General features: G+C 72.4%; 19 protein-coding genes and 1 pseudogene. 14 read left to right on the plus strand and 6 right to left on the minus strand.

Annotation, left to right across the window (positions count from 1 at the left end; translation table 11 throughout):
* Position 1: 1 nt before the first annotated feature.
* The 4 genes from ABZS58_RS26495 to ABZS58_RS26510 are packed head-to-tail and all read left to right on the plus strand — an operon-like array spanning position 2 to position 3,124.
* Positions 2-1,414, plus strand: coding sequence for an acyclic terpene utilization AtuA family protein (locus tag ABZS58_RS26495; protein WP_354785868.1), 1,413 nt, complete (start codon positions 2-4; stop codon positions 1,412-1,414).
* Entirely contained in the window at positions 1,411-1,719 is a 309-nt protein-coding gene (locus ABZS58_RS26500) for a DUF4387 family protein (RefSeq protein WP_354785870.1), read from the plus strand. The genes ABZS58_RS26495 and ABZS58_RS26500 overlap by 4 nt, the downstream gene beginning before the upstream one ends.
* The gene (locus tag ABZS58_RS26505; protein WP_354785872.1) at positions 1,716-2,732 is read left to right on the plus strand and encodes a CaiB/BaiF CoA-transferase family protein; all 1,017 of its coding nucleotides are present in this window, start codon (positions 1,716-1,718) and stop codon (positions 2,730-2,732) included. The genes ABZS58_RS26500 and ABZS58_RS26505 overlap by 4 nt, the downstream gene beginning before the upstream one ends.
* Positions 2,729-3,124 carry a nuclear transport factor 2 family protein gene (locus tag ABZS58_RS26510; protein WP_354785874.1) on the plus strand — a complete coding sequence of 132 codons (396 nt, stop codon included), beginning with the start codon at positions 2,729-2,731 and terminating at the stop codon, positions 3,122-3,124. The genes ABZS58_RS26505 and ABZS58_RS26510 overlap by 4 nt, the downstream gene beginning before the upstream one ends.
* On the opposite strand, the gene ABZS58_RS26515 is transcribed toward ABZS58_RS26510, so the two are convergent.
* Together ABZS58_RS26515 and ABZS58_RS26520 are read right to left on the minus strand one after the other, a co-directional pair.
* A complete protein-coding gene (locus tag ABZS58_RS26515) occupies positions 3,104-3,889 on the minus strand; it encodes an SDR family oxidoreductase (RefSeq protein WP_354785876.1) in 786 nt (261 codons plus the stop codon). The genes ABZS58_RS26510 and ABZS58_RS26515 overlap by 21 nt on opposite strands.
* On the minus strand, positions 3,886-5,028 hold the full coding sequence (locus ABZS58_RS26520) for a thiolase family protein (protein WP_354785878.1): 1,143 nt from the start codon (positions 5,026-5,028) through the stop codon (positions 3,886-3,888). The genes ABZS58_RS26515 and ABZS58_RS26520 overlap by 4 nt, the downstream gene beginning before the upstream one ends.
* A 118-nt stretch (positions 5,029-5,146) precedes the next feature.
* Here ABZS58_RS26520 and ABZS58_RS26525 point away from each other — a divergent pair, with 118 nt between their 5' ends.
* Positions 5,147-6,595, plus strand: coding sequence for an aldehyde dehydrogenase family protein (locus ABZS58_RS26525; RefSeq protein WP_354785880.1), 1,449 nt, complete (start codon positions 5,147-5,149; stop codon positions 6,593-6,595).
* A gap of 156 nt (positions 6,596-6,751) precedes the next feature.
* On the opposite strand, the gene ABZS58_RS26530 is transcribed toward ABZS58_RS26525, so the two are convergent.
* Together ABZS58_RS26530 and ABZS58_RS26535 are read right to left on the minus strand one after the other, a co-directional pair.
* Positions 6,752-8,293, minus strand: coding sequence for a glycosyltransferase family 2 protein (locus tag ABZS58_RS26530; protein ID WP_354785882.1), 1,542 nt, complete (start codon positions 8,291-8,293; stop codon positions 6,752-6,754).
* 133 nt (positions 8,294-8,426) lie between these two features.
* On the minus strand, positions 8,427-9,404 hold the full coding sequence (locus ABZS58_RS26535; RefSeq protein WP_354785884.1) for a cellulase family glycosylhydrolase: 978 nt from the start codon (positions 9,402-9,404) through the stop codon (positions 8,427-8,429).
* Between the two features lie 478 nt (positions 9,405-9,882).
* On the opposite strand from ABZS58_RS26535, the gene ABZS58_RS26540 reads away from it, so the two are divergent.
* Both ABZS58_RS26540 and ABZS58_RS26545 read left to right on the plus strand, forming a co-directional pair.
* A complete protein-coding gene (locus ABZS58_RS26540; protein WP_354785885.1) occupies positions 9,883-11,223 on the plus strand; it encodes a condensation domain-containing protein in 1,341 nt (446 codons plus the stop codon).
* Positions 11,224-11,285: 62 nt separating this feature from the next.
* Positions 11,286-12,656 carry a glutamine synthetase family protein gene (locus ABZS58_RS26545; protein WP_354785887.1) on the plus strand — a complete coding sequence of 457 codons (1,371 nt, stop codon included), beginning with the start codon at positions 11,286-11,288 and terminating at the stop codon, positions 12,654-12,656.
* A gap of 83 nt (positions 12,657-12,739) precedes the next feature.
* On the opposite strand, the gene ABZS58_RS26550 is transcribed toward ABZS58_RS26545, so the two are convergent.
* A complete protein-coding gene (locus ABZS58_RS26550; RefSeq protein ID WP_354785888.1) occupies positions 12,740-13,366 on the minus strand; it encodes a DUF305 domain-containing protein in 627 nt (208 codons plus the stop codon).
* A 121-nt stretch (positions 13,367-13,487) separates the two neighbouring features.
* Positions 13,488-13,886 carry a hypothetical protein gene (locus ABZS58_RS26555; protein ID WP_354785890.1) on the minus strand — a complete coding sequence of 133 codons (399 nt, stop codon included), beginning with the start codon at positions 13,884-13,886 and terminating at the stop codon, positions 13,488-13,490.
* Positions 13,887-13,992: 106 nt separating this feature from the next.
* Between ABZS58_RS26555 and ABZS58_RS26560 the strand changes: the two genes are divergently transcribed.
* The 7 genes and pseudogenes from ABZS58_RS26560 to ABZS58_RS26590 form a co-directional block, all read left to right on the plus strand.
* Entirely contained in the window at positions 13,993-16,113 is a 2,121-nt protein-coding gene (locus ABZS58_RS26560; protein WP_354785892.1) for a heavy metal translocating P-type ATPase, read from the plus strand.
* A gap of 144 nt (positions 16,114-16,257) precedes the next feature.
* Positions 16,258-16,386 carry a hypothetical protein gene (locus ABZS58_RS26565; RefSeq protein WP_354785894.1) on the plus strand — a complete coding sequence of 43 codons (129 nt, stop codon included), beginning with the start codon at positions 16,258-16,260 and terminating at the stop codon, positions 16,384-16,386.
* Positions 16,383-16,472, plus strand: a complete 90-nt coding sequence (gene kdpF, locus ABZS58_RS26570) for a K(+)-transporting ATPase subunit F (RefSeq protein ID WP_203854220.1) — start codon at positions 16,383-16,385, stop codon at positions 16,470-16,472. Before ABZS58_RS26565 ends, kdpF begins: the two co-directional genes overlap by 4 nt.
* Complete coding sequence (kdpA, locus tag ABZS58_RS26575; RefSeq protein ID WP_354785896.1) at positions 16,472-18,133, plus strand: potassium-transporting ATPase subunit KdpA; 1,662 nt, start codon at positions 16,472-16,474, stop codon at positions 18,131-18,133. Before kdpF ends, kdpA begins: the two co-directional genes overlap by 1 nt.
* Positions 18,134-18,162: 29 nt before the next feature.
* Positions 18,163-20,253 (plus strand): potassium-transporting ATPase subunit KdpB, encoded by a 2,091-nt coding sequence (gene kdpB / locus ABZS58_RS26580; RefSeq protein WP_354785898.1) that lies wholly within the window; start codon positions 18,163-18,165, stop codon positions 20,251-20,253.
* 17 nt (positions 20,254-20,270) lie between these two features.
* Positions 20,271-21,140 carry a potassium-transporting ATPase subunit C gene (locus tag ABZS58_RS26585; protein WP_354785900.1) on the plus strand — a complete coding sequence of 290 codons (870 nt, stop codon included), beginning with the start codon at positions 20,271-20,273 and terminating at the stop codon, positions 21,138-21,140.
* A 62-nt stretch (positions 21,141-21,202) separates the two neighbouring features.
* Positions 21,203-21,414 (plus strand): annotated as a pseudogene (locus ABZS58_RS26590) (sensor histidine kinase KdpD); the annotation flags it as partial.

Genomic DNA, 21,414 nt, shown 5'->3' on the forward strand with positions numbered 1-21,414 from the left:
GATGAGCACTGAGAACCGGGTGCGGTTCGTCGCCCCAGCCGCGGTCATGGGCGGCGGCTTCTCCACGAAGTCGTTCCGGGCCGCGCTGCTGACGAAGCCGGACTTCATCGCCTGCGACGCCGGCAGCACCGACTGGGGCCCCTACTACCTCGGCGCCGCGACCACGTGGGCCGGCTACCGGCAGACCCGCCGCGACCTGGAGCGCATGGTCGTCGGCGCCCTCGACATCGGGGTGCCGCTGCTGATCGGCTCGGCCGGGTTCACCGGCAGCGACGCCGGGCTCACCTGGTTCCGGGGCGTCGTCGAGGACATCCTCGCCACGCACGGCCGGACCGCCCGCATCGCCACGATCCGCACCGAACAGCCGAAGGACTGGGTCCTCGGCAAGGTCCGCAGTGGACAGACGTGGGGCCTCGACGGCCGCCCGGACCTGACCGAGGCCGACGTCGACAGGGCCGCCCGGATCGTCGCGATGATGGGTCCGGAACCCTACGCCGAGGCCCTCGACGCGGGTGCCCAGATCGTCCTCGCCGGCCGGTCGTCCGACGCCGCGATCTACGCCGCCGTGCCGCTGCTGCGCGGCATCGCCCCCGGACCGGCATGGCACATGGGCAAGACCGTCGAGTGCGGGTACGCGATCGAGGAGCCGATCGGCGCCGGCGAGTGCATCGTCGGGGAGATCGACGACGAGGGGTTCACCGTCCGGCCCGTCGGCGGCCGCTCCCGGTGCACGGTACGGTCCGTCGCCGCGCAGATGCTGTACGAGAACGCCACCCCGTACCTGCTGCGCGAACCACCCGGAACCCTGGACACGTCGGCGGCGCGGTACATCCAGGTGGACGAGCAGACCGTCCGCGTGGTCGGGGCGACGTTCACCCCGGAGCCGTACAGCGTCCGCCTCGAGGGGGTCGAGCAGCTCGGCCACCGCAGCATGTGCCTGTTCGGGGTCCGCGACCCCGCCGTGGTGCGCAACGTCGGCGACTACACGGCCGCCATCACCGACCTTGTGCACCGCACCGCCCAGGACCGCTACGGCCTGGACCGCTCCGAATACACGTTCGGGTTCCGCCGCTACGGCTACGACGCCGTCCTCGGCGACGCCGAACCCAACGCCGCGAACGGCTACGCCGGCTGCTACGAGATCGGCCTCGTCGCCGAGGCCGTCGCCGCCGACCAGGAGATCGCGCACGAGATCGTCTCCGGGGCGATGCCGTTCTTCATGCACGGTGTCCGCGTCCCCGGCGTGGCGAACTCCGCCAACGGCGCGCTCGCCTACGCCCCGTCCGTCGTCGACGTCGGGCCGGTCTTCAACTGGAGCGTGTGGCACGCCGCCGCACTCGACCACCCGATGGAGCCGTTCACCCTCGAAGTCACCGACAGCGGCGCCGTACGGCAGGAGATGGTTCGGTCATGACTGACATCCGGTCCGAGTGCAGCACCTTCCGGACCCGCAACGCGGGCGCGTTCCTCGTCTCCTCCGACATGGTGTTCACGACCGAGGAGGCGTACCTGCGGTGGCGCGACTCCGGCGTCATCACCGCCGAGGCCGTCGCCGCCCTGCTGCACGTCGACCCGGCGACCGTGCAGATCATCGACTACCCGGCGGCGAACGCCATCAAGGTGACGATGCCCCGCCGGACCGTCGCCGGCGGCCCCGACGACACCGACCTGGACAGCGCGGCCCAGTTCGTGCCGCTGCTCGCGCTGCGCCTGCCGTGAACCCGCTGACCGGGGTCCGTGTCGTCCTGCTCGCCGGGGCCGGCCCGGCCCCGTTCGCCGGGATGCTGCTGCGCGACCTGGGCGCCGAGATCGTCCGGGTCGACCGGCCGGGCAGCGGCGCCGGGGTGTCCGGGCTGCCGTCGCACCTGGACTCCCGGTCCCGGGGCGTGCGCAGCGTCGTCGCCGACCTGAAGACGGACGAGGGCCGCGACACGGTCCGCCAGCTGGCGTCCACCGCCGACGTGTTCGTCGACCCGTACCGGCCGGGCGTCGTGGAACGGCTCGGGCTCGGCCCGGCGGTCCTGTGCGCCGGGCACCCGCCGCTCGTCTACGTCCACATGACCGGTTGGGGTCACGACGGCGCCTGGGCGCAGCGCGCCGGGCACGACATCAACTACCTCGCCGTCGCCGGGGCGCTGTATCCGACCGGACCGGCGGACCGGCCGCCGCTGCCGCCGCTGAACCTCCTCGCCGACTTCGGCGCCGGCGGCACGTACCTCGTCATGGGGGTCCTGGCGGCACTGCTGGAACGCACCCGCACCGGCCGCGGCACCGTCCTTGACGTGGCGATGACCGACGCCGTCGCCTCGCTGACCACGCTGCTGCACGACATGCGCGCCGCGGGGCTGTGGACGCACGGACGGGAGTCGAACATCTTCGACGGCGGCGCCCCGTTCTACCGCACCTACCGCACCGCCGACGGCGGCTTCATGGCCGTCGGCGCGATCGAACCAGCGTTCCACTCGGCACTCCTGGCCGCCCTGGGGATCGACCCGGCGGGCTGGCCCCAGCACGACCGCGACCGGTGGCCCGGCCAGCGGGACGAACTGGCCCGGATCTTCGCCACCCGGACCCGCGCGGACTGGGAGCTCGTGTTCGCGGAGGTCGATGCCTGCGTCACCCCCGTCCTCACCCCCGGCGAGGCACCGCACCATCCCGCGCTCGCATCGCGGGGCACGTTCACCGACCGGGACGGCTGCCCCGTCCCCGGACCCTGGAGGGCCGCACGATGACCGACCTGCTCCTGGAGGTGTCGGCGCTGCAGGCGGCGTACTGCCGCGGCGTCGACGACCGCGACGCGGACCTGCTGCGATCGCTCGTCGCCGACGACGTGGAGACCCTCGGCGCCGACGGCGTGCGTCGTGAGGGAGCAGACGAGTTCGTCGGGCTGTTCGAACGGTACTGGGCGGGCACCGCCGCACCCGGCCTGCACCTGGTGTCCAATGTGGAGGTCACCGGCGACGGGGACCCGATCGAGGTCCGGGCGCTGTTCCACGCGGTGTCACAGGGCGCCGACGGGCATGTCGTGCAGACCTGGGGCCGCTACCACGACCACGTCGTCCGCGCCGCGCACGGCGGCCTGGTGTTCGCCGCGAAGCGGATCTCAGTAGTGCACCGCCGCTGACGTACCGCCGGACACCGTCAGCACCTGTCCGGTCAGCCCCGACGAGGCCACCGACGCGAGGAACACCACGACGGCGGCGACCTCGGCCGGCTCGACGAACCTCCGCAGCGACTGCCTGGCGGCCAGCCTGCGCAGGTGCGCGTCCGGATCCGGCGCACCGGCGACGAGCATCGCCCGCACGTCCGTGGTGAGCACGATCCCGGGCTGGACGACGTTCGCGGTGATCCCGTCCGGGCCGAGCTCGCGGGCCATCGAATGGGTCAGGTGCACTAGGGCGGCGTTGCGCACCCCGGAGCTGACGTTGTGCCGGGCGATCCGCGCCGCCTCCCCGCCGATGTTCACCACCCTGCCGTGGGCGCTGTCGCGCAGGTACGGCACGGCGGCCCGCACGACCCGCAGATATCCGACGACCTTCTCGTCGAAGTCGGCCCGCAGCAACGCGTCCGTCGTCGTGAACAGCCCGTCCGGGGCACCGCCGGACACCCGGGCGGCGTTGTTGACGACGACGTCGACCCCACCGAGCGTCTGCGCGGCGGCGACGACGGCCCGTTCGCAGCCGGCGGCGTCGGTGATGTCTCCGGCGTGGACGGACGGGACCGGCAGCCCGGCATCGGCGCACGCCCGCAGCAGCCCGCCGGCGCCGGCCGGGTCGCGGCAGACGACGGCGCAGCGGGCCCCGGCCGCCGCGGCGCCCTCGACGATCGCCCGGCCGATCCCCCGCGACCCGCCGGTCACCAGGATCCGGCGGCCGTCCAGGAGGGTCATCCGGCCAGCTCGACGATCGTGGCGTTGGCCATGCCGCCCGCCTCGCACATCGACTGCAACCCGAACCTGATGTCGTTGTCGCGCATGTGGTGCAGCAGCCGCGTCATGAGGATCGCACCGGAGGCTCCCAGGGGGTGCCCGACGGCGATCGCTCCGCCCAGCGGGTTCAGCCGTTCCGGATCCGCCCCGGTCTCGGCGAGCCAGCCGAGCGGCACGGACGCGAACGCCTCGTTGATCTCGAACGCGCCGATGTCGTCGATGCCGAGACCGGCGCGGGCGAGGACCTTGTGCGTCGCCGGCCAGGGGGCGCTGAGCATGACGACCGGGTCGTCGCCGACGATCGTGCCGGCACGGAACGTGGCGAGGGGGGTCAGGCCGAGCGCGCGGGCCCGGTCCCCGGTCGTCACGAGCAGCGCGGCGGCACCGTCGGAGATCTGCGAGGCGTTGCCGGCGTGGATGACACCGTCCTCACGGAACGCCGGTCTGAGATTCGCCAGGGTCTGCACTGTGGACGCCCGGCGGATGCCCTCGTCGGCGGTCAGCGGCGTGTCCGGCAGCGTGACGAGCTGACCCGCGAACGCCCCGGCGTCGGTCGCGGCGGCGGCGAGGGTGTGCGAGCGGACCGAGAACTCGTCCAGTGCCGTCCTGGACAGCCTGTACCGCTCGGCCAGGATCTCCGCACCCTCACCCTGGCTGAACGCGTCCCGGGCGTACCGGGCGCGGACCTTCGGCCCGTACGGCATGCCGGTCGCGCGGGCGGCGCCGAGCGGCACCCGCGACATCATCTCGACCCCGCCGGCGACGACCGTGCCGGCCATGCCGGAAAGGACGCTCGCGACCGCGAAGTGCAGCGCCTGCTGGCTGGACCCGCAGGCCCGGTCGATCGTCACACCCGGCACCGTCTCCGGCCAGCCGGCGGCGAGGGCCGCCATCCGGCCGACGTTGGTGGACTGGTCGCCGAGCTGGTTGACGCAGCCGAACATGACGTCGTCGACGTCGGCCGGGTCGATCCCGGTCCGCGCGACGAGGGTCTTGAGCACCTCGGCGGCCAGGTCCACCGGATGCCAGGCGGCGAGGGCGCCGTTGCGCCTGCCGATCGGGGTTCGGACGGCGTCGACGATCACCGCGGTGTGCTCCATACCGCCATCCCAGCCGGTCAGGGGTGGTGTGCACAAAGACGAACCGTGCATCTGTCGATAGGCACAGCCAATCGCCGCACCGTCGCCGCGGCCGCCGCGCCACACCTATCGTCGGCTGATGGAACGCGGACTGTACGTGGACGGGCAATGGCGGGCCGCCTTTGGTGGTGCGACCGCCGACGTGGTGAACCCGGCGACGGAGGCGGTGATCGGCAGCGCCGCCGACGGTGCCGCCGCCGACGCGACCGGCGCGGTCCGCGCGGCGCATCGGGCGTTCCACGACGGGCGCTGGTCCGGGCTCACCCCGGCTGGACGCGCCGCCGCCCTGCGCCGCCTGCACCGCACCCTGTCCGACCGGGTGGAGGACCACGTCGCCCTGTCGATCGCGGAGTCGGGTGCGCCGCGCGGGCAGTCGGCGGCGTTCGTCGCGTCCGGGCTGGCGCACCTGGAGTACGCGATCGGCGCCGCCACCGCCGACCACGACCGGATGCTCCCCGCGCCGCCCCGCGCCGCGGGCGCGCCACCGAGGGTCGGTTCGAGCCTGGTCCGGCGGGTCCCGGCCGGGGTCGTCGTGGCCGTCACACCGTTCAACGCGCCGCTGCTGCTGACCCTGCCGAAGGTCGCGGCGGCCCTCGCGATGGGCAACACCGTCGTGGTGAAACCGTCGCCGTACACGCCGCTGGAGATCCTCGCCCTCGCCGAGGCCGCCGACGAGGCGGGCATCCCGCCCGGGGTCCTGAACGTCGTCACCGGCGGCGCCGACGTCGGCGCGGCACTCGTCGGTGACCCCAGGGTCGGCCTGGTCACGTTCACCGGCTCCGACACCGTCGGGGCGAAGGTGATGGCGCAGGCGGCGGGCAACGTCACCCGCGTCGTGCTGGAGCTCGGCGGCAAGTCGGCGCTCGTCGTGCGCGCCGACGCCGACCTCGCCCTGGCCGGCCGGATCGGCGCCGCGAACACGACCACCCTCGCCGGGCAGGGCTGTGCGCTGCTGACCCGCCACCTGGTGCACCGCGACGTGTTCGCCGACTACGTGGCGGTGCTCACGGAGCGTCTGGCCGCCGCCGTGCCCGGCGACCCCGCCGACGCGCGCACGACCCTGGGCCCGCTCATCTCGGCCGCCCACCGGGACCGGGTGGCTGCCCTGGTCCGTGACGCGCGACGCCGGGGCGCGAAGGCGGCCGTCGACGGCGGCCCCGCCACGGTCGACGGCAAAGGGTTCTTCCACGAGCCGGTCGTGCTGACCGGCATCGGCAACGACGACCCGGTCGCCCGGCACGAGATCTTCGGCCCGGTCGCCGTGGTCATCCCGTTCGGCTCCGACGACGAGGCGGTCGCCCTCGCCAACGACTCCCCGTACGGCCTCGCCGGCGCGGTCGTGTCCGCCGACCGGGTCGCGGCCGTCGCGGTCGCCGAACGGCTCCGCGCGGGGCGGGTCAGCGTCAACGACGGTGCCGTCGCCGACGTCCGGCTGCCGTTCGGCGGGTTCGGCCGTTCCGGCATCGGCCGCGAGTTCGGCCCCGAAGGGGTCCTGGAGTACACCGAGGTCCAGACGTTGCAGTGGTGAGGACGTCGGCCCGGGCCGACGACATGCCGGACGGCAGGGGTGGAGCTCGGCCTCGGCACCGGCCGGCACGAGACCGGGCATCTCGCGCACGGCGTGCCCTTCCCGCGCGGCGGTCCGACCGTTTCGAGGAGCAGCCCCCGGGCGATGATCCCGCGGTCATGAGGGCTTCCGGATGACCGCGAACCGGTTCTCGGTGCCCCGGGCGAACTTCACGAATCCGCGCAGTCCAGGGATGCTCTCCATCATCCCGAAGACCGGGATGAGCAGGATGACGACCGGAGGCTCCCACCACTTGCGCCTGCCGTCACCGGACACCACGGCGTTGAGCCGCAGGCCCTCCCAGTACATCCAGATCGTGTAGGCCATGTTCAGCGCCCAGAGCGGAATGACGAAGAGCGCCACCGGTGACGTGTTGCGTTCGGCGACAAGGAGGCTGAGGAACATGACCACCGCGACGTTCGTGATCGGGCCGACGACCCACGACACCACCGAGTAGGCGAGCAGCAGCCGGTTGCGCAGTTGCAGCGACCGGTTGAACACCAGGGCCGTCAGCCCCCACGACCAGCGTTCGCGCTGGCGGACGAAGTCGCGGAGGCCGGCGGGCGACGCGCCGTAGCACCGCCCGCCGAACCAGGCGCTGCGGCCCTTGTAGCGGGCACAGAAGATCAGGGCGAACTGGGCGTCCTCGACGATGCTGCGGGGGCCGAAGTCCCAGCCTATCGTCGCCTCGATCGAGGCCCGCACCAGCAGGAGCTCACCGTGCACGCCGGCGCGCGGGGTGCCACTGCCGGTCCAGGCCGAGAATCGCCCCACGTCCTCGGCGGGCCGGACCGAGTCCGCGAGCCAGGTGAGCGTGTTCACCGCGTACTCGCGTGGATATGTCAGGACGCCCTGGGCCAGGTGCTTGGCGTCGCGGCCGGCCCGGGACTGCTCCTCGATGAACCGGGCCATGGTCAGGGCGGTGTCGGGGCCGACACCGGTGTCGTCGTCCATGTGCAGCACCCACACGTCGTCGCGGTGCTCGTGCTCGTGGATCCGCAGCTCGTGCGAGTAGTTGGTGACCCGCGCCTTGAACCGTGTCCCGTTGGCGGTGCGGTACTGCCGTGGAACGACGACGAGCCGTATCAGCTCGCTTCGCGCGGCCAGCCCGGCGATCCTGTCGGCCGCCTCGCAGCCCTCGTCGATGACGATGTCGATCCTGAGCCGCGGGAAGCACGTGGGGAGATAGGTGAGGTAGGACAGGACCGAGCGCTTGAGCGCGGGGTAGGTGTCGTTCCGCCCGATGGTCGGAACGACAACGATCAGGAAGCCCTCGCTTCTCGTCGGCCCGCGGCCGGACCAGCGGGCCTCCGACTCGCGCAGTGCCCGGCGAGTCCGTCGTATGCCGACGATGCCGGTGATCGTGGTGATGATGGGCCACGTCCACAGCACGGTCAGCGGCCAGCTGAGCACACCGGTGGCGAACGGGTTGACGAACCAGAAGTCACTCCCCACGACGAGCAGATAGGACAGGATCAGCGGCCAGTACCCCGGCCTCCAACGGGCGAGGCCGCGGTGCTGTTCCTGGGCCTGGCGCGGGCCGGGCAAGGTCTGCGTCACCCCGAACTGCCCCACGGCCGGCGCTTCCCGGGCCGCGAGCCGGGCGTCCCGGTGAAGCCAGGCGTCCCGGTCCGGAGGCGCGGTCTTCGACGCTCTCACGTTCGCCTCCCCCTGCGTGTTCGTTGTCGCTGGGCGATGCGCTACTACCCGTGGAGGGCTCAGGGTCGGCCTGGGTGACGGTGCGGAAGTCGGCCCTACTTTCGGAGTAGTACCGGCGTAGCGGGCCCTCGCGCTACCCGGCCGCTCGCCGGTCGCCGAAGACGGTGGCCTCCTTCGAGGTCGCCCGGATGCCGTTGACGCTGTCGAAGACCTGCCGGCCCCACGAGGTCAACCGGCCGGGGTCGAAGCCGGTGGCCAGGTCGAGGTACTCGACGCCGCCGCTGTTGCCGCTCCACGACCAGGCCAGGTAGCCGATCCCGCGGGACTGCGCCTCGGCCATGATGGTGTCCTCGTCCACCTCACCGTCGGTGTGCTTCCACCCGAACTCACCGACCACCAGCGGCAGCCCGGCGCTCTGGAAGGCGTCGTAGTACTCGGCGACCTTCGAGGCGGTGCCGTACACGCCGTACATGTGGACCGAGAACACGATGTTGCGCCGCGGGTCGCTGTCGAGCACCGACGAGGCGTTGCCGCGCATGACGCCTTCCCAGTCCTGTCCCCAGTTCGGCGCGTCGACCATGATCAGGTGCCGCAGGCCGGCGTCGCGCAGCTTCCTGACCGCTCCGCTCGTCGCGCCGGCCCAGCCCGCGGTGTCGGTGTTGCCGTACGGCTCGTTGCCGAGGTTGACGACGACGAAGTCCTCCTGGCCGGCCAGGACGCTCTTCAGCCCGGTCCAGTACGCGGCGGCCGCGTCCAGGGCGACGGCGTCGTCCTTCTCGCCGTGCCCGGTGGTGTCGTGATACTCCAGGACACAGATGAGCCGGTGCTCTTTGCACCTCGCGATGATCTCGGACACCTCGCCGGCGCCGACGTCGTTCGTCAGCACGACACGCAGGGAGTTGGCACCCAGCCGCTTGATGTCGGCGAACGACTGCTTCTGGTCCTTGTGCCAGGCGTACGGGTGACTGACGCCGCGCATGACGAAGTTGTTGCCGTTGGCCTCGACGATGTTCCTGCCGCTGACGTGCAGGCCGGTCCCGGTCCGCAGCGGCTGCGACGATCGGGACGGGTGCTCGGCGGCGAACATGAACGCGATGAGTGCGGCGCACACCGCTCCCACGATAATGGCTGGCTTTCTCATGATCTCCCTAGGCGTCGGTCGCCGACCGGGAACGGTACGGGCGACTCCACGCCACGAGGCAGGCGCGCACGTGGCGGGGTTGGTGCGGGCAAGGAAGCGGGCGGCGGTGCGCCCCGGGAACTGCGGGCACGTGCGGTCGGCCACCCTCGCCACCGGGAGCCACACAGGGACCCGAAGGACGCCCTGAGCCCGGCAACGTGCCGCCGAGTGTACGGACCGGCGGATCACCCGCAAAACCATCCCGGCGCATCGCCGCACTTCAGCGGCCATCCGGAGCGTTCTCCGGCCAGGTCGGGCGGGGCCGCGCCGGCTGTCCCGCGACAGCGGTCCGGCCCGCGGATCCGCCCGGAAAACTCGTCGCGGTGACGCCCAGGATTATCTGTTAAGAAACTGTACGATACTGCCGGGTTATCGATGGACGCCGCGGTGACACGGAAGGACCGGTGGCATGGCAGAGCAGATCATTGTTGCCTTCGAGGGTGAGGGTTCCGGCGTCGACGACCTGTCCTGGGGCCAGCTGGACCTGTGGATGGCGATGCGGCGCCAGAATTCGTGGCTGCCCATGGGCGGCGCGACGCCGTTGCCCGGCGGCACCAGCCTCGCCGACGTCGTGGAGAACCTCCGCTACCTGATGAGCCGCTATCAGCCGATGCGGACCCGGCTGCGCTTCGACGCCGGCGACCGGCCGTCCCAGGTGGTCTCCAGCTCGGGTGAGATCGCGCTGGACGTCATCGACGCGGGCGACGACGACGACCCGGCGGAGCTCGCCGACGCGCTGCGGCGGCGATACGAGGAGACCGACTACGACTTCGTGACGCAGTGGCCGCTGCGGATGGGTGTGGTGGTCCGGGACGGGCTGCCGACGCACCTGGTCGCCATCATGTGTCACCTGGTCACCGACGGTTCGGGCGCCGCGGTGATGATCACCGAGTCCGGCGCGCGGGTGGCCACGCCGGTCAAGGGGATGCAGCCGCTGGAGCAGGCCCGCTGGCAGCGTTCGCCGGCCGGTGTCCGGCAGAACGAGGCGGCGCTGCGGTATTGGGAACGGCTGCTGCGGAGCATCCCGGCCCGCCGGTTCGCCGGGTCCGACGACCCGCGTCAGCCACGCCACTGGCGGGGCGAGTTCAGATCTCAGGCGCTGCACCTGGCGACGCGGGCGATCGCCGCCCGGGCCGGCATGGACGCCTCACCGGTGCTGATGGCCGTGTACGGGGTGGCGCTGCACCGGATGACCGGGATCAATCCGGTGGTGTTCCGGCCCACGGTGAACAACCGGTTCCGCCCCGCCCTCGCCGAGGTGGTGTGCACCGTCGCCGAAAGCGGTCTCTGTGCGCTGGATGTCGCGGGGGTACCGTTCTCCGAGGCGCTGGCGCGGACCCAGCGGGCGGCGATGACGGCGTACAAGCACGCCTACTTCCATCCGGTGCAGCTGCAGGACCTGATCGCGAGGGTGGCCGCGGAGCGGGACCCGGACCTCGACCTCGGCTGCTTCTACAACGACCGGCGTATCACCACCCGGGCGGGTTCCACCGGCCCGGCACCGACGCCGGACCAGATCCGCGAGGCGCTCCACGGCGGCCACACCACGTTCCGCTGGACGGTCCAGCAGGACGACTCCTTCGAGCGGTTGTTCGTCCACATCGACGACGTGCCGGACACGCTGCAGATCACCGTGTTCATGGACACCCACTTCGTCTCGCCCGGCGACGCGGAGGCGTTCCTGCGCGGGATGGAGCAGGTCGCCGTCGAGGCCGCGCTCGACCTGGTGCCCCAGGGCCAGGCCCGGTAGCCGGCGAGGGTGCCGGCCGCGCCTCCCCGGTTCAGCGGGTCCCGCGCGGGTAGGTGCGCCTGGTGGCGACCGCTTCCGGAAACGACGCGTCGATGGACGACGCCGCACGGGCCGGCCGGATCGCCGCCGCCGAGCTGACTTCCCGCGACGTCCACGCGGTCGCCCTCACCTGGGTCGACAACGCCGGCGTCACCCGGGTGAAGACGGTGCCGGTCCACCGGCTCGCCCACGCGGCCGGCTGGGGTGTCGGCATGTCGCCGGTCTTCGACGTGTTCCTCGTCGACGACTCGGTCACCACCAGCGAACACGTCGGCGGGCCGGCCGGGGACCTGCGGCTGTTCCCCGACCTGGACCGCGTCACCGTCCTGGCCGCGCAGCCCCACTGGGCCTGGGCGCCGGCCGACCGGCGGACCCAGGACGGCGAGCCATGGCCGTGCTGCCAGCGGACGCTGGCCCGCACCGCCGCCGCCCGCGCCGCCGCGCTCGGCCTCGAGCTGCGGATGGCGTTCGAGGTGGAGTGGTACCTCGCCACCGCCGACGGCGGCCCGGCCGCGACCGGCCCCGCCTACGGGATGACCCGTGTCGTCGAGGTGGCGGCCTACCTCGACGACCTGTTCCAGGCCCTCGCCGCGCAGGACGTGCCCGTCGAGCAGATCCACCCCGAGTACTCGCCAGGCCAGTTCGAGGTGTCCGTCGCCGCCGCCGACCCGGTGCTCGCCGCGGACCGGACCGTGCTGGTCCGCCAGACCGTCCGGGCCGTGTCCCAGCGGCACGGCCTGCGGGTGTCCTTCGCCCCCGTCGTCAGCGCCGGCCAGGTCGGCAACGGCCACCACCTGCACGTCTCGGCCCGCCGCGACGGGCAGGCGCTGTTCAGCGGGGGCGACCGGCCGCACGGACTGCGCCCGGCGGGCGAGGCCGCCATGGCCGGGCTCCTGCGGCGGCTGCCGGCGCTCGCCGCGCTCGCCTCCCCCGGCGTCGCCAGCCGGCTCCGGCTGGAGCCGCAGCGCTGGGCCGCGCCGTACCGCTGCTGGGGCCACGAGAACCGCGAGGCCGCCCTGCGGCTGGTCACCGGCAGCCCCGGCGAACGCGACCGGGCCGCCAACGTCGAGGTCAAGTGCTGCGACGGCGCCGCCAACCCGTACCTCGTCGTCGCCGCCGTGACCGAGATCGTCGCCGCCTCGTGCGGGCACGACCTGCGGCTGCCGGCCGAGGTGCCGGGCGACCCGGCGCTGCTGCCCGAGGACCGCCGCCCCGAACGGCTGCCGGAGACGGCCGTCGCCGCCGTCGCCGCGCTGCGGGCCGACGACCTGCTGGCCGGTCTGCTCGGACCGGCGCTGCTGGAGGCGTACTGCGCGGTCCGGCTCGCCGAGGCCGACCGGTTCGCCGGCGCGACCCCGCAGGAGATCGTCGAGGCGACCCGATGGAGGTACTGATCAACGGGCACCGGCACCGGCAGGGGCCAGCGGTGCGGCACCGTTGCGTACCGGTGCCGCACCGCTGGGATGACGCCGGGCGCCTACAGCTTGGCCAGCAACCCCTGCATCTCGGTGATCTCCGCGGTCTGGTCCGCGGCGATCCTGGCGGCGAGCTGCTTGACCGCCGCGTCCTGGCCCTGGGCCTGTTCGATCCCGGCCATCTCGACCGCGCCCTGATGATGCTTGATCATCATCCGCAGGAACATCGTGTCGAAGGCCTTGCCGGTGGCCTCGGACAGCTCCCGCATCTCCTGGTCGGTCATCATGCCGGGCATCTCACCCATGCCGCCCATGTCGCCATGGTGCATACCGCCGGGGCTGGGGACCGGCTCACCCCAGGCGGTCAGCCATCCGGACATGGTGGCGATCTCCGGCTCCTGCGCCTCGGCGATCCTGTCGGCGAGGGCCTTGACCTCGGGCGTGGCGGCCTTCGACCGGGCGGTCCCGGCCATGTCGAGGGCCTGACGGTGGTGCGGGATCATGTCGTTGGCGAACTTGACGTCGGTGGCGTTGAAGGTCGCACCCGATCTCGGTGCCGCGGCGGACGTGGGGCTGCCGTTGCCCATCGTGCCGTGGTCCATCCCGCTGCCGCCGCAGCCGCCGGCGAGCAGGGCGAGGCTGAGCACGCCGGTGACCACGGCGGCCCGGCGAAGGTTGTTCGTACGCATGGTGAATCGAGCTCCTGAAGATTCGAAACGGTGACGCGGACGCGTCAGGACGTCGCCGCGGGCACCCTCCGCACACACTGCGGGCCGGGGGCGGGCGGCATCATTCGACTCCGGAGCCGGCCTACGTCCGCCAGATCGACAGCATGCTGCGCGGCGGCGGACCGCACCCGGTGCCGCCGGCGGCTTCGGCCGCGACGGTGACGGCCGACACCCGGACCACCGAGGCGGGCAGCGACGCGTGCGACGCGGTGAGGGTGGGAGCCGGGGCGCCGATGGCGGGCGGCAGGGCGGACTGGCACATGGCCGTGGCGTGACCGCCGCCGTGCGGCGAGCCAGGGCAGGGATCGTGGTGCCCGTCCGGGGCGCACCGCGGCACCGCCTCGACGGCCGTCGCCGTGCCCGCGTGCACCACCGGTGGGAGCGGGGCGGCGGCGACGGTGTGCATCCACGCGACACCGAGCACGAGCAGCACCACGGTCAGCAACCAGGTGGACGGCCGCATGCGGCGGATCAGCACCACGCCCGGACCACCTCCTACGCGACATCGTAGACCCCGTCCCGCACCACCATCGCTTGCCAGGTATACCCCCCGGGGGTATGTTCGAGAGGACGAGAAGGAGCTGACCATGTCGCAACCGCACCGCACAGCCGTCTCAGGGCACGACCATCAGCAGGCCCGTGGTCATCCCCTCGGTCACCCCTCCGGTCACGCCGACGACAGCGACGCGGGGCACGACAAGCACGCCGGGCACGACCCCGAGGTGTTCCGGCGCAGGTTCTGGCTCAGCCTCGCGCTGACCGTCCCGATCGTCGCGACCAGCCACATGGTGATGGGCTGGCTGGGCTACCGGCTCGACTTCCCCGGCATGGGTCTCGTCGGGCCGGTGCTGGGCACGACGGTGTTCCTCTACGGCGGCCGGCCGTTCCTCGCCGGTGCCGTGGCCGAGGTCCGCGACCGCGCCCCGGGCATGATGCTGCTCATCTCGATGGCGATCACCGTCGCCTACACGGCGTCCCTGGCCACCAGCGCAGGATGGTTCGGCCTGGAGTTCTGGTGGGAGCTGGCCGCGCTGGTCACGATCATGCTGCTCGGGCACTGGCAGGAGATGAAGGCCATCGGACAGGCGAGCGGCGCCCTCGCCGCCCTCGCCGCGCTGCTGCCCGACGACGCCGAGCGTCTCGACGCCGACGGCCGGCCGCAGTCCGTGCGGGTCGGCGACCTGCGCGTCGGTGACACGGTCCTGGTCCGCTCCGGTGGCCGCGTCCCCGCCGACGGCCGCATCGTCGACGGCAGCGCCGAGCTCGACGAGTCGATGGTGACCGGCGAGTCCCGGCCGGTGCCCCGCACCGCCGGCGACCGGGTCGTGGCCGGCACCGTCGCCACCGACTCCGCGCTGCGCGTCGAGGTCGGCGCCGTCGGCGACGACACCGCCCTCGCCGGCATCCAGCGCCTCGTCGGGCAGGCGCAGCGGTCCCGCGGCCGGGCACAGGTCCTCGCCGACCGCTTCGCCGCCTGGCTGTTCTACATCGCCGCCGGCGCCGGGCTGGTCACCTTCGCCGTCTGGTGGGCATTCGGCGACCTGGACGAGTCCGTGGTGCGGACCGTGACGGTGCTGGTCATCGCCTGCCCTCACGCGCTCGGCCTGGCCATCCCGCTGGTGATCTCGCTGTCGACCGCCGTCGCCGCCCGCGCCGGGATCCTGGTGAAGGACCGCCTCGCGCTGGAGCGGATGCGGACCGTCGACGCGGTGCTGTTCGACAAGACGGGCACCCTGACCAAGGGCGCCCACACCGTCACCGGCGTCACCGCCGCGGCCGGGCTCACCGGGCAGCAGGTGCTGCACACCGCGGCCGCCGTGGAGGCCGACAGCGAACATCCCCTGGCCCGCGCCATCGTCGCCGCCGCCCGGCGGGACGGCGGGACCGACCTGCGCGCCGAGGGTTTCCAGTCGCTGACCGGCCGCGGCGTGCAGGCCACCGTCGGAGGGGTCCGCTACGCCGTCGGCGGCCCGGCCCTGCTGCGGGAGCTGCACGTCACGCCGCCCGACGACGTCGCCGCCGCGGCCGCGGCCTGGACCGGGCGCGGCGCCGCCGTGCTGCACCTCGTCCGCCTCGACGGGGACGCGACGCGCGCTGCCGCGCACGCCGTCGGCGCGCTCGCCCTCGAGGACGAGGTCCGGCCCGAGGCGAAGGAGGCGATCGCGCAGCTGCGGCGGCTGGGCGTCGGCAAGATCGTCATGATCACCGGCGATGCCCGGCAGGTCGCCGACGCCGTCGCCGCCGACCTCGGGCTGCGGCCGGGCGTCGACGAGGTGTTCGCCGAGGTCCTCCCGGCCGACAAGGACCGCACCGTCGCCGACCTGCAGCACCGCGGGCTGCGGGTGGCGATGGTCGGCGACGGTGTCAACGACGCCCCGGCCCTGGCCCGCGCCGACGTCGGCATCGCCATCGGCGCCGGCACCGACGTCGCGATCGAGTCCGCCGGTGTCGTGCTGGCCTCGTCCGACCCGCGCGGCGTGACCGGCGTCATCCGGCTGTCCAGGGCCAGCTACCGCAAGATGATCCAGAACCTCGCCTGGGCGGCCGGATACAACATCGTCGCGATCCCGCTCGCCGCCGGTGTCCTCGCCTGGGCCGGGATCGCCCTCAGCCCGGCCGTCGGGGCGGTGCTGATGTCCGCGTCCACGATCGTCGTCGCGCTCAACGCGCAACTCCTGCGGCGGGTCCGGCTCACCCCGGACCGGTGAGCCGATCGGCCGCCGCCGTCGGCGGGTGTGCCCGCGCTCGCGGGTCGGGCCCGCGGCGTTAAGAAACCGTCAAGGGCCGGGTGACCGGCGTATGGATTTCATCAACGCACCTGGGCAGGGCGGACCCGTGGGGCTTCACTTCGTTTGCGACCGGACCTCGGCCGCCGGAAACGACAAGGAGATCCCCTCGTGGCTGACCTGTGGTTCGTGCTGCTGACGATCGCGGCGTTCGCGGTCCTCGGCCTTGCGGTGCGGGCGGTGGAGCGGCTGTGAACGCCGAGAACCTCGTCGGTCTCATCCTCGCCATCGCCCTCACGGCATTTCTGGTGACGGCCCTGCTCTTCCCGGAGAAGTTCTGATGAGTCCCACAGCGGCGGGCGTGGTCTTCGTCGCCTCGCTGATCCTCGCCCTGGTGCTGGTCTACAGACCCTTCGGCGACTACATGTACCGGGCGGTGACGTCGGCGCGGCACACCCGCGCCGAGCGCCTCGCCTACCGGGCCGCCGGAGTGAACCCGGACGGCGAGCAGTCGTGGGGCGTGTACGCCCGCAGCGTCCTGGCGTTCTCCGCGATCTCGATCCTCGCGCTGTACCTGTTCCAGCGGGTGCAGCAGCACCTGTGGCTCAGCCTCGGCTTCGACCCGGTCGCGCCGGACCAGGCGTGGAACACGGCGGTCAGTTTCGTCACGAACACCAACTGGCAGTCGTACTCCGGCGAGTCGACGATGGGTCACCTGGTCCAGATGGCCGGCCTCGCGGTGCAGAACTTCACCTCAGCGGCCGTCGGCATCGCCGTCGCGGTCGCGCTGGTGCGAGGTTTCGCCCGCTCGAAGACCGAGCAGCTCGGCAACTTCTGGGTCGATCTCATGCGGATCTGCGTGCGGATCCTGCTGCCGGTGGCGGTGATCGGGGCGACCCTCCTGATCGCCGGCGGCGTGGTGCAGAACCTCAGCGGCGGCACCGACGTCACCACCCTGACCGGTGCCGGCCAGACCATCACCGGCGGGCCGGTCGCCAGCCAGGAGGTCATCAAGGAGCTCGGCACCAACGGCGGCGGGTTCTACAACGCCAACAGCGCCCACCCGTTCGAGAACCCGACCGGCTGGACCAACTGGCTGCAGCTGTTCCTGATCCTGCTCATCCCGTTCAGCCTGCCCCGCGTCTTCGGCCGGATGGTCGGCGACAAACGGCAGGGCCTCGCCATCGCGGGCATCATGGCGATCCTCGCGATCGGCAGCGTCATCGCGATCAACGCCCTGCAGCTCGCGCACGGCGGGACGGTCCCCACCGCCGTCGGCGCCGCGACGGAAGGCACCGAGACACGCTTCGGCGTCTCCCAGTCCGCGACGTTCGCCGCGATCACCACCCTGACGTCGACCGGTGCGGTCAACTCGTTCCACGACTCCTACACGTCGCTCGGCGGCATGGTCACCATGCTCAACATGATGCTCGGCGAGGTCGCGCCCGGCGGCGTCGGATCCGGCCTGTACGGCATGCTCATCCTCGCCGTCATCACCGTGTTCGTCGCCGGGCTCATGGTCGGGCGCACCCCGGAGTACCTGGGCAAGAAGATCGGCGCCCGGGAGATCAAGTTCGCGTCGCTGTACCTGCTGACGACCCCGGCCCTCGTGCTCGTCGGCACCGCGGTCGCGATGGGCTCGGCGACGGCGCGGTCCTCGATGGCGAACCCGGGCGCGCACGGGCTGTCGGAGGTGCTGTACGCGTTCACGTCGGCGTCGAACAACAACGGCTCCGCGTTCGCCGGCATCTCGGTCAACACCACGTTCTACAACACGGCCCTCGGGCTGTGCATGCTGCTCGGCCGGTTCCTGCCGATCATCCTGGTCCTCGGCCTCGCCGGGTCACTCGCCCGGCAGACCCCCGTGCCGCAGTCGGCCGGAACGCTCCGGACGTACCAACCCCTCTTCATCGGCATGGTCGTCGCGGTCACCGTGATCGTGGTCGCCCTCACCTACCTCCCGGCGCTCGCCCTCGGCCCGCTCGCGGAAGGCGTCCGATGAGCACCCTGACCGCCCCTCAAGGAAACGACATGACCGTCCCTGCCCCACGCCGCATCGCCGGCGGGCTCCTGGACCCCCGGCAGCTGTGGAAGTCCACCCCGGACGCGCTGCGCAAACTCAACCCGGCCACGCTGTGGCGCAACCCGGTCATGTTCATCGTCGAGATCGGCTCGGTCTTCACCACCGTCCTCGCCGTCGCGCACCCCAGCGTGTTCGCCTGGCTGATCACCGTCTGGCTGTGGCTGACCGTCGTGTTCGCCAACCTCGCCGAGGCCGTCGCCGAAGGCCGCGGCAAGGCCCAGGCCGAGACACTCCGCCGGGCCAAGACCGACACCATGGCACGGCGTCTCGTGGGCGCGGACCGGGTCGAGGAGCCGGTGCCGGCCGCGGCGCTGCAGCTCGGCGACATCGTCGTGGTCGAGGCCGGTCAGGTCATCCCCGGCGACGGTGACGTCATCGAGGGCATCGCCTCCGTCGACGAGTCCGCCATCACCGGCGAGTCCGCACCCGTCATCCGCGAGTCCGGCGGCGACCGCAGCGCCGTCACCGGCGGCACCAAGGTGCTCTCCGACCGGATCGTCGTGCGGATCACCCAGCGGCCCGGTGAGAGCTTCATCGACCGGATGATCGCCCTCGTCGAGGGCGCCAACCGGCAGAAGACCCCCAACGAGATCGCCCTCAACATCCTCCTCGCGTCGCTGACCATCATCTTCCTGCTCGCGGTCGCGACCTTGCAGCCCCTGGCCATCTACTCCAAGGGCGTGCAGGCGTTCGCGCCCGACAGCCTCGCCCTGAACGGCGACGGCGTCACCGGCATCGTCCTCGTGTCGCTGCTGGTCTGCCTCATCCCGACGACGATCGGGGCGCTGCTGTCCGCGATCGGCATCGCCGGCATGGACCGCCTCGTGCAACGCAACGTCCTGGCCATGTCCGGCCGCGCCGTCGAGGCGGCGGGCGACGTCAACACCCTGCTGCTGGACAAGACCGGCACCATCACCCTGGGCAACCGGCAGGCCGGCGAGTTCCTCACCGTCGCCGGCGTGACGGCCCCGGAGATGGCCGACGCCGCGCAACTGTCGAGCCTGGCGGACGAGACCCCCGAGGGCCGCAGCGTCGTGGTGCACGCCAAGACCGCGCACGGCCTGCGGGAGCGCAGCCCCGGTGAGCTGGCCGGCGCCACCTGGGTGCCGTTCACCGCGCAGACCCGCATGTCCGGGGTCGACGTCGAGGGACGGCAGATCCGCAAGGGCGCCGCCACCGCCGTCATGCAGTGGGTCCGCGACAACGGCGGGCACCCCACCGGCGACGTCGGGCACATCGTCGACGCGATCTCCGGGGCGGGCGGCACCCCGCTCGTCGTCGCCGAACGCGTCGGGGAGGAGCCGGCCCGCGCCCTCGGCGTCATCCACCTCAAGGACGTCGTCAAACAAGGCATGCGGGAACGCTTCGACGAGATGCGCCGCATGGGCATCCGCACCGTCATGATCACCGGCGACAACCCGCTCACCGCGGCCGCCATCGCCAAGGAGGCCGGCGTCGACGACTTCCTCGCCGAGGCCACCCCCGAGGACAAGATGGCCCTCATCAAACGGGAGCAGGAGGGCGGCAAGCTCGTCGCGATGACCGGCGACGGCACCAACGACGCACCCGCGCTCGCCCAGGCCGACGTCGGCGTCGCCATGAACACCGGCACCAGCGCCGCCAAAGAGGCCGGCAACATGGTCGACCTCGACTCCGACCCGACGAAACTCATCGAGATCGTCGAGATCGGCAAACAGCTCCTCATCACCCGCGGCGCCCTGACCACGTTCTCCATCGCCAACGACATCGCCAAGTACTTCGCCATCATCCCGGCCATGTTCGCCGCGATCTACCCCGGCCTGGACCAGCTGAACATCATGCGGCTGCACTCGCCGACCTCGGCGATCCTGTCCGCGGTCATCTTCAACGCCGTCGTCATCGTCGCCCTCATTCCCCTCGCGCTGCGCGGGGTGCGCTACCGGCCCGGCCCCGCCGCGTCGATGCTGCGCCGCAACCTGCTCGTCTACGGTGCCGGCGGCGTCGTCGTCCCGTTCATCGGCATCAAAGCCATCGACCTCGTCATCCAGTTCGTCCTGTGAAGAATCGGGATCTCCTGATGCGCCTCCCAGCCTGGCTCAGCCGGCACCTCGCCGCGCTCCGCGCCCTGCTCCTCCTGACCGTCCTGCTCGGGCTCGTCTACCCGCTGCTCATGGTCGGCGTCGGCCGGCTGCCGGGTCTCTCGGTCCGGGCCGACGGCTCTCTCGTCGCCCGGGACGGCAGGACCGTGGGCAGCCGCCTCATCGGGCAGTCGTTCACCGACGCCCGCGGTACCCCGCTCAAGCAGTACTTCCAGTCCCGGCCGTCGGCCGCGGGCCACGGCTACGACCCGACGTCGACGTCGGCGAGCAACCTCGGCCCGGAGAACGTCGTCGACACCCTCGGTGAGAACGGCAAGCAGAGCCTGCTCACGCAGGTCTGCGCCCGCAGCAAGGCGGTCGGCGACCTCGAGGGCGTCGACGGCAGCCGGCCCTACTGCACCGCCGGCGGGGTCGGCGCGGTCCTCGCCGTGTTCCACCGCGACGGCGCGACCGGTCCGGTGACCCGCGTGGTGAGCCTCAACGAGACCGGCGGCACCGCGCCGTTCCTCGCCACCTACGAGGGCGTCAAGGTCGAGCCCGCCACGCCCGGCGAGGACTACGGCAAGGGCGTCATCACCCCGGTCCGCGGCGGCGCACCGGACCGGCCCGCCGTCCCGGCCGACGCGGTCACCGCCAGCGGCAGCGGACTCGACCCGCACATCAGTGTCGCCTACGCCCGGCTGCAGGTGAACCGGGTCGCGGCCGCCCGCGGCGCGACGCCCGCGGACGTGCGGAAGCTCATCGACGAGTACACCACCGGGCGGGTCCTCGGGTTCGCCGGCGAACCCGGCGTCAACGTCCTGCAACTGAACCTCGCCCTCGACGCCGCCCACCCGGTCCGCGGCTGACCCCTTCCGGCCCGCCGCCCATCCGGCGGCGGGCCGCCCACCTACAGAAATACGGTGCAACGATGGCGCGGGGAGAGTTGCGGGTGTATCTCGGCGCTGCGCCCGGCGTCGGTAAGACCTACAAGATGCTCGAAGAGGCCCGCCGCCGCCTGCAACGCGGCACCGACGTCGTCGTCGGATTCGTCGAAACCCACAACCGGCCCTTCACCGAAGCCATGCTCGCCGGCCTCGAAACCATCCCCCGCCGCACCATCACCTACCGCGGCACACAATT

Origin of the sequence: Dactylosporangium sp. NPDC005555, assembly GCF_040605635.1 — a bacterium.
Lineage (GTDB): Bacteria > Actinomycetota > Actinomycetes > Mycobacteriales > Micromonosporaceae > Dactylosporangium.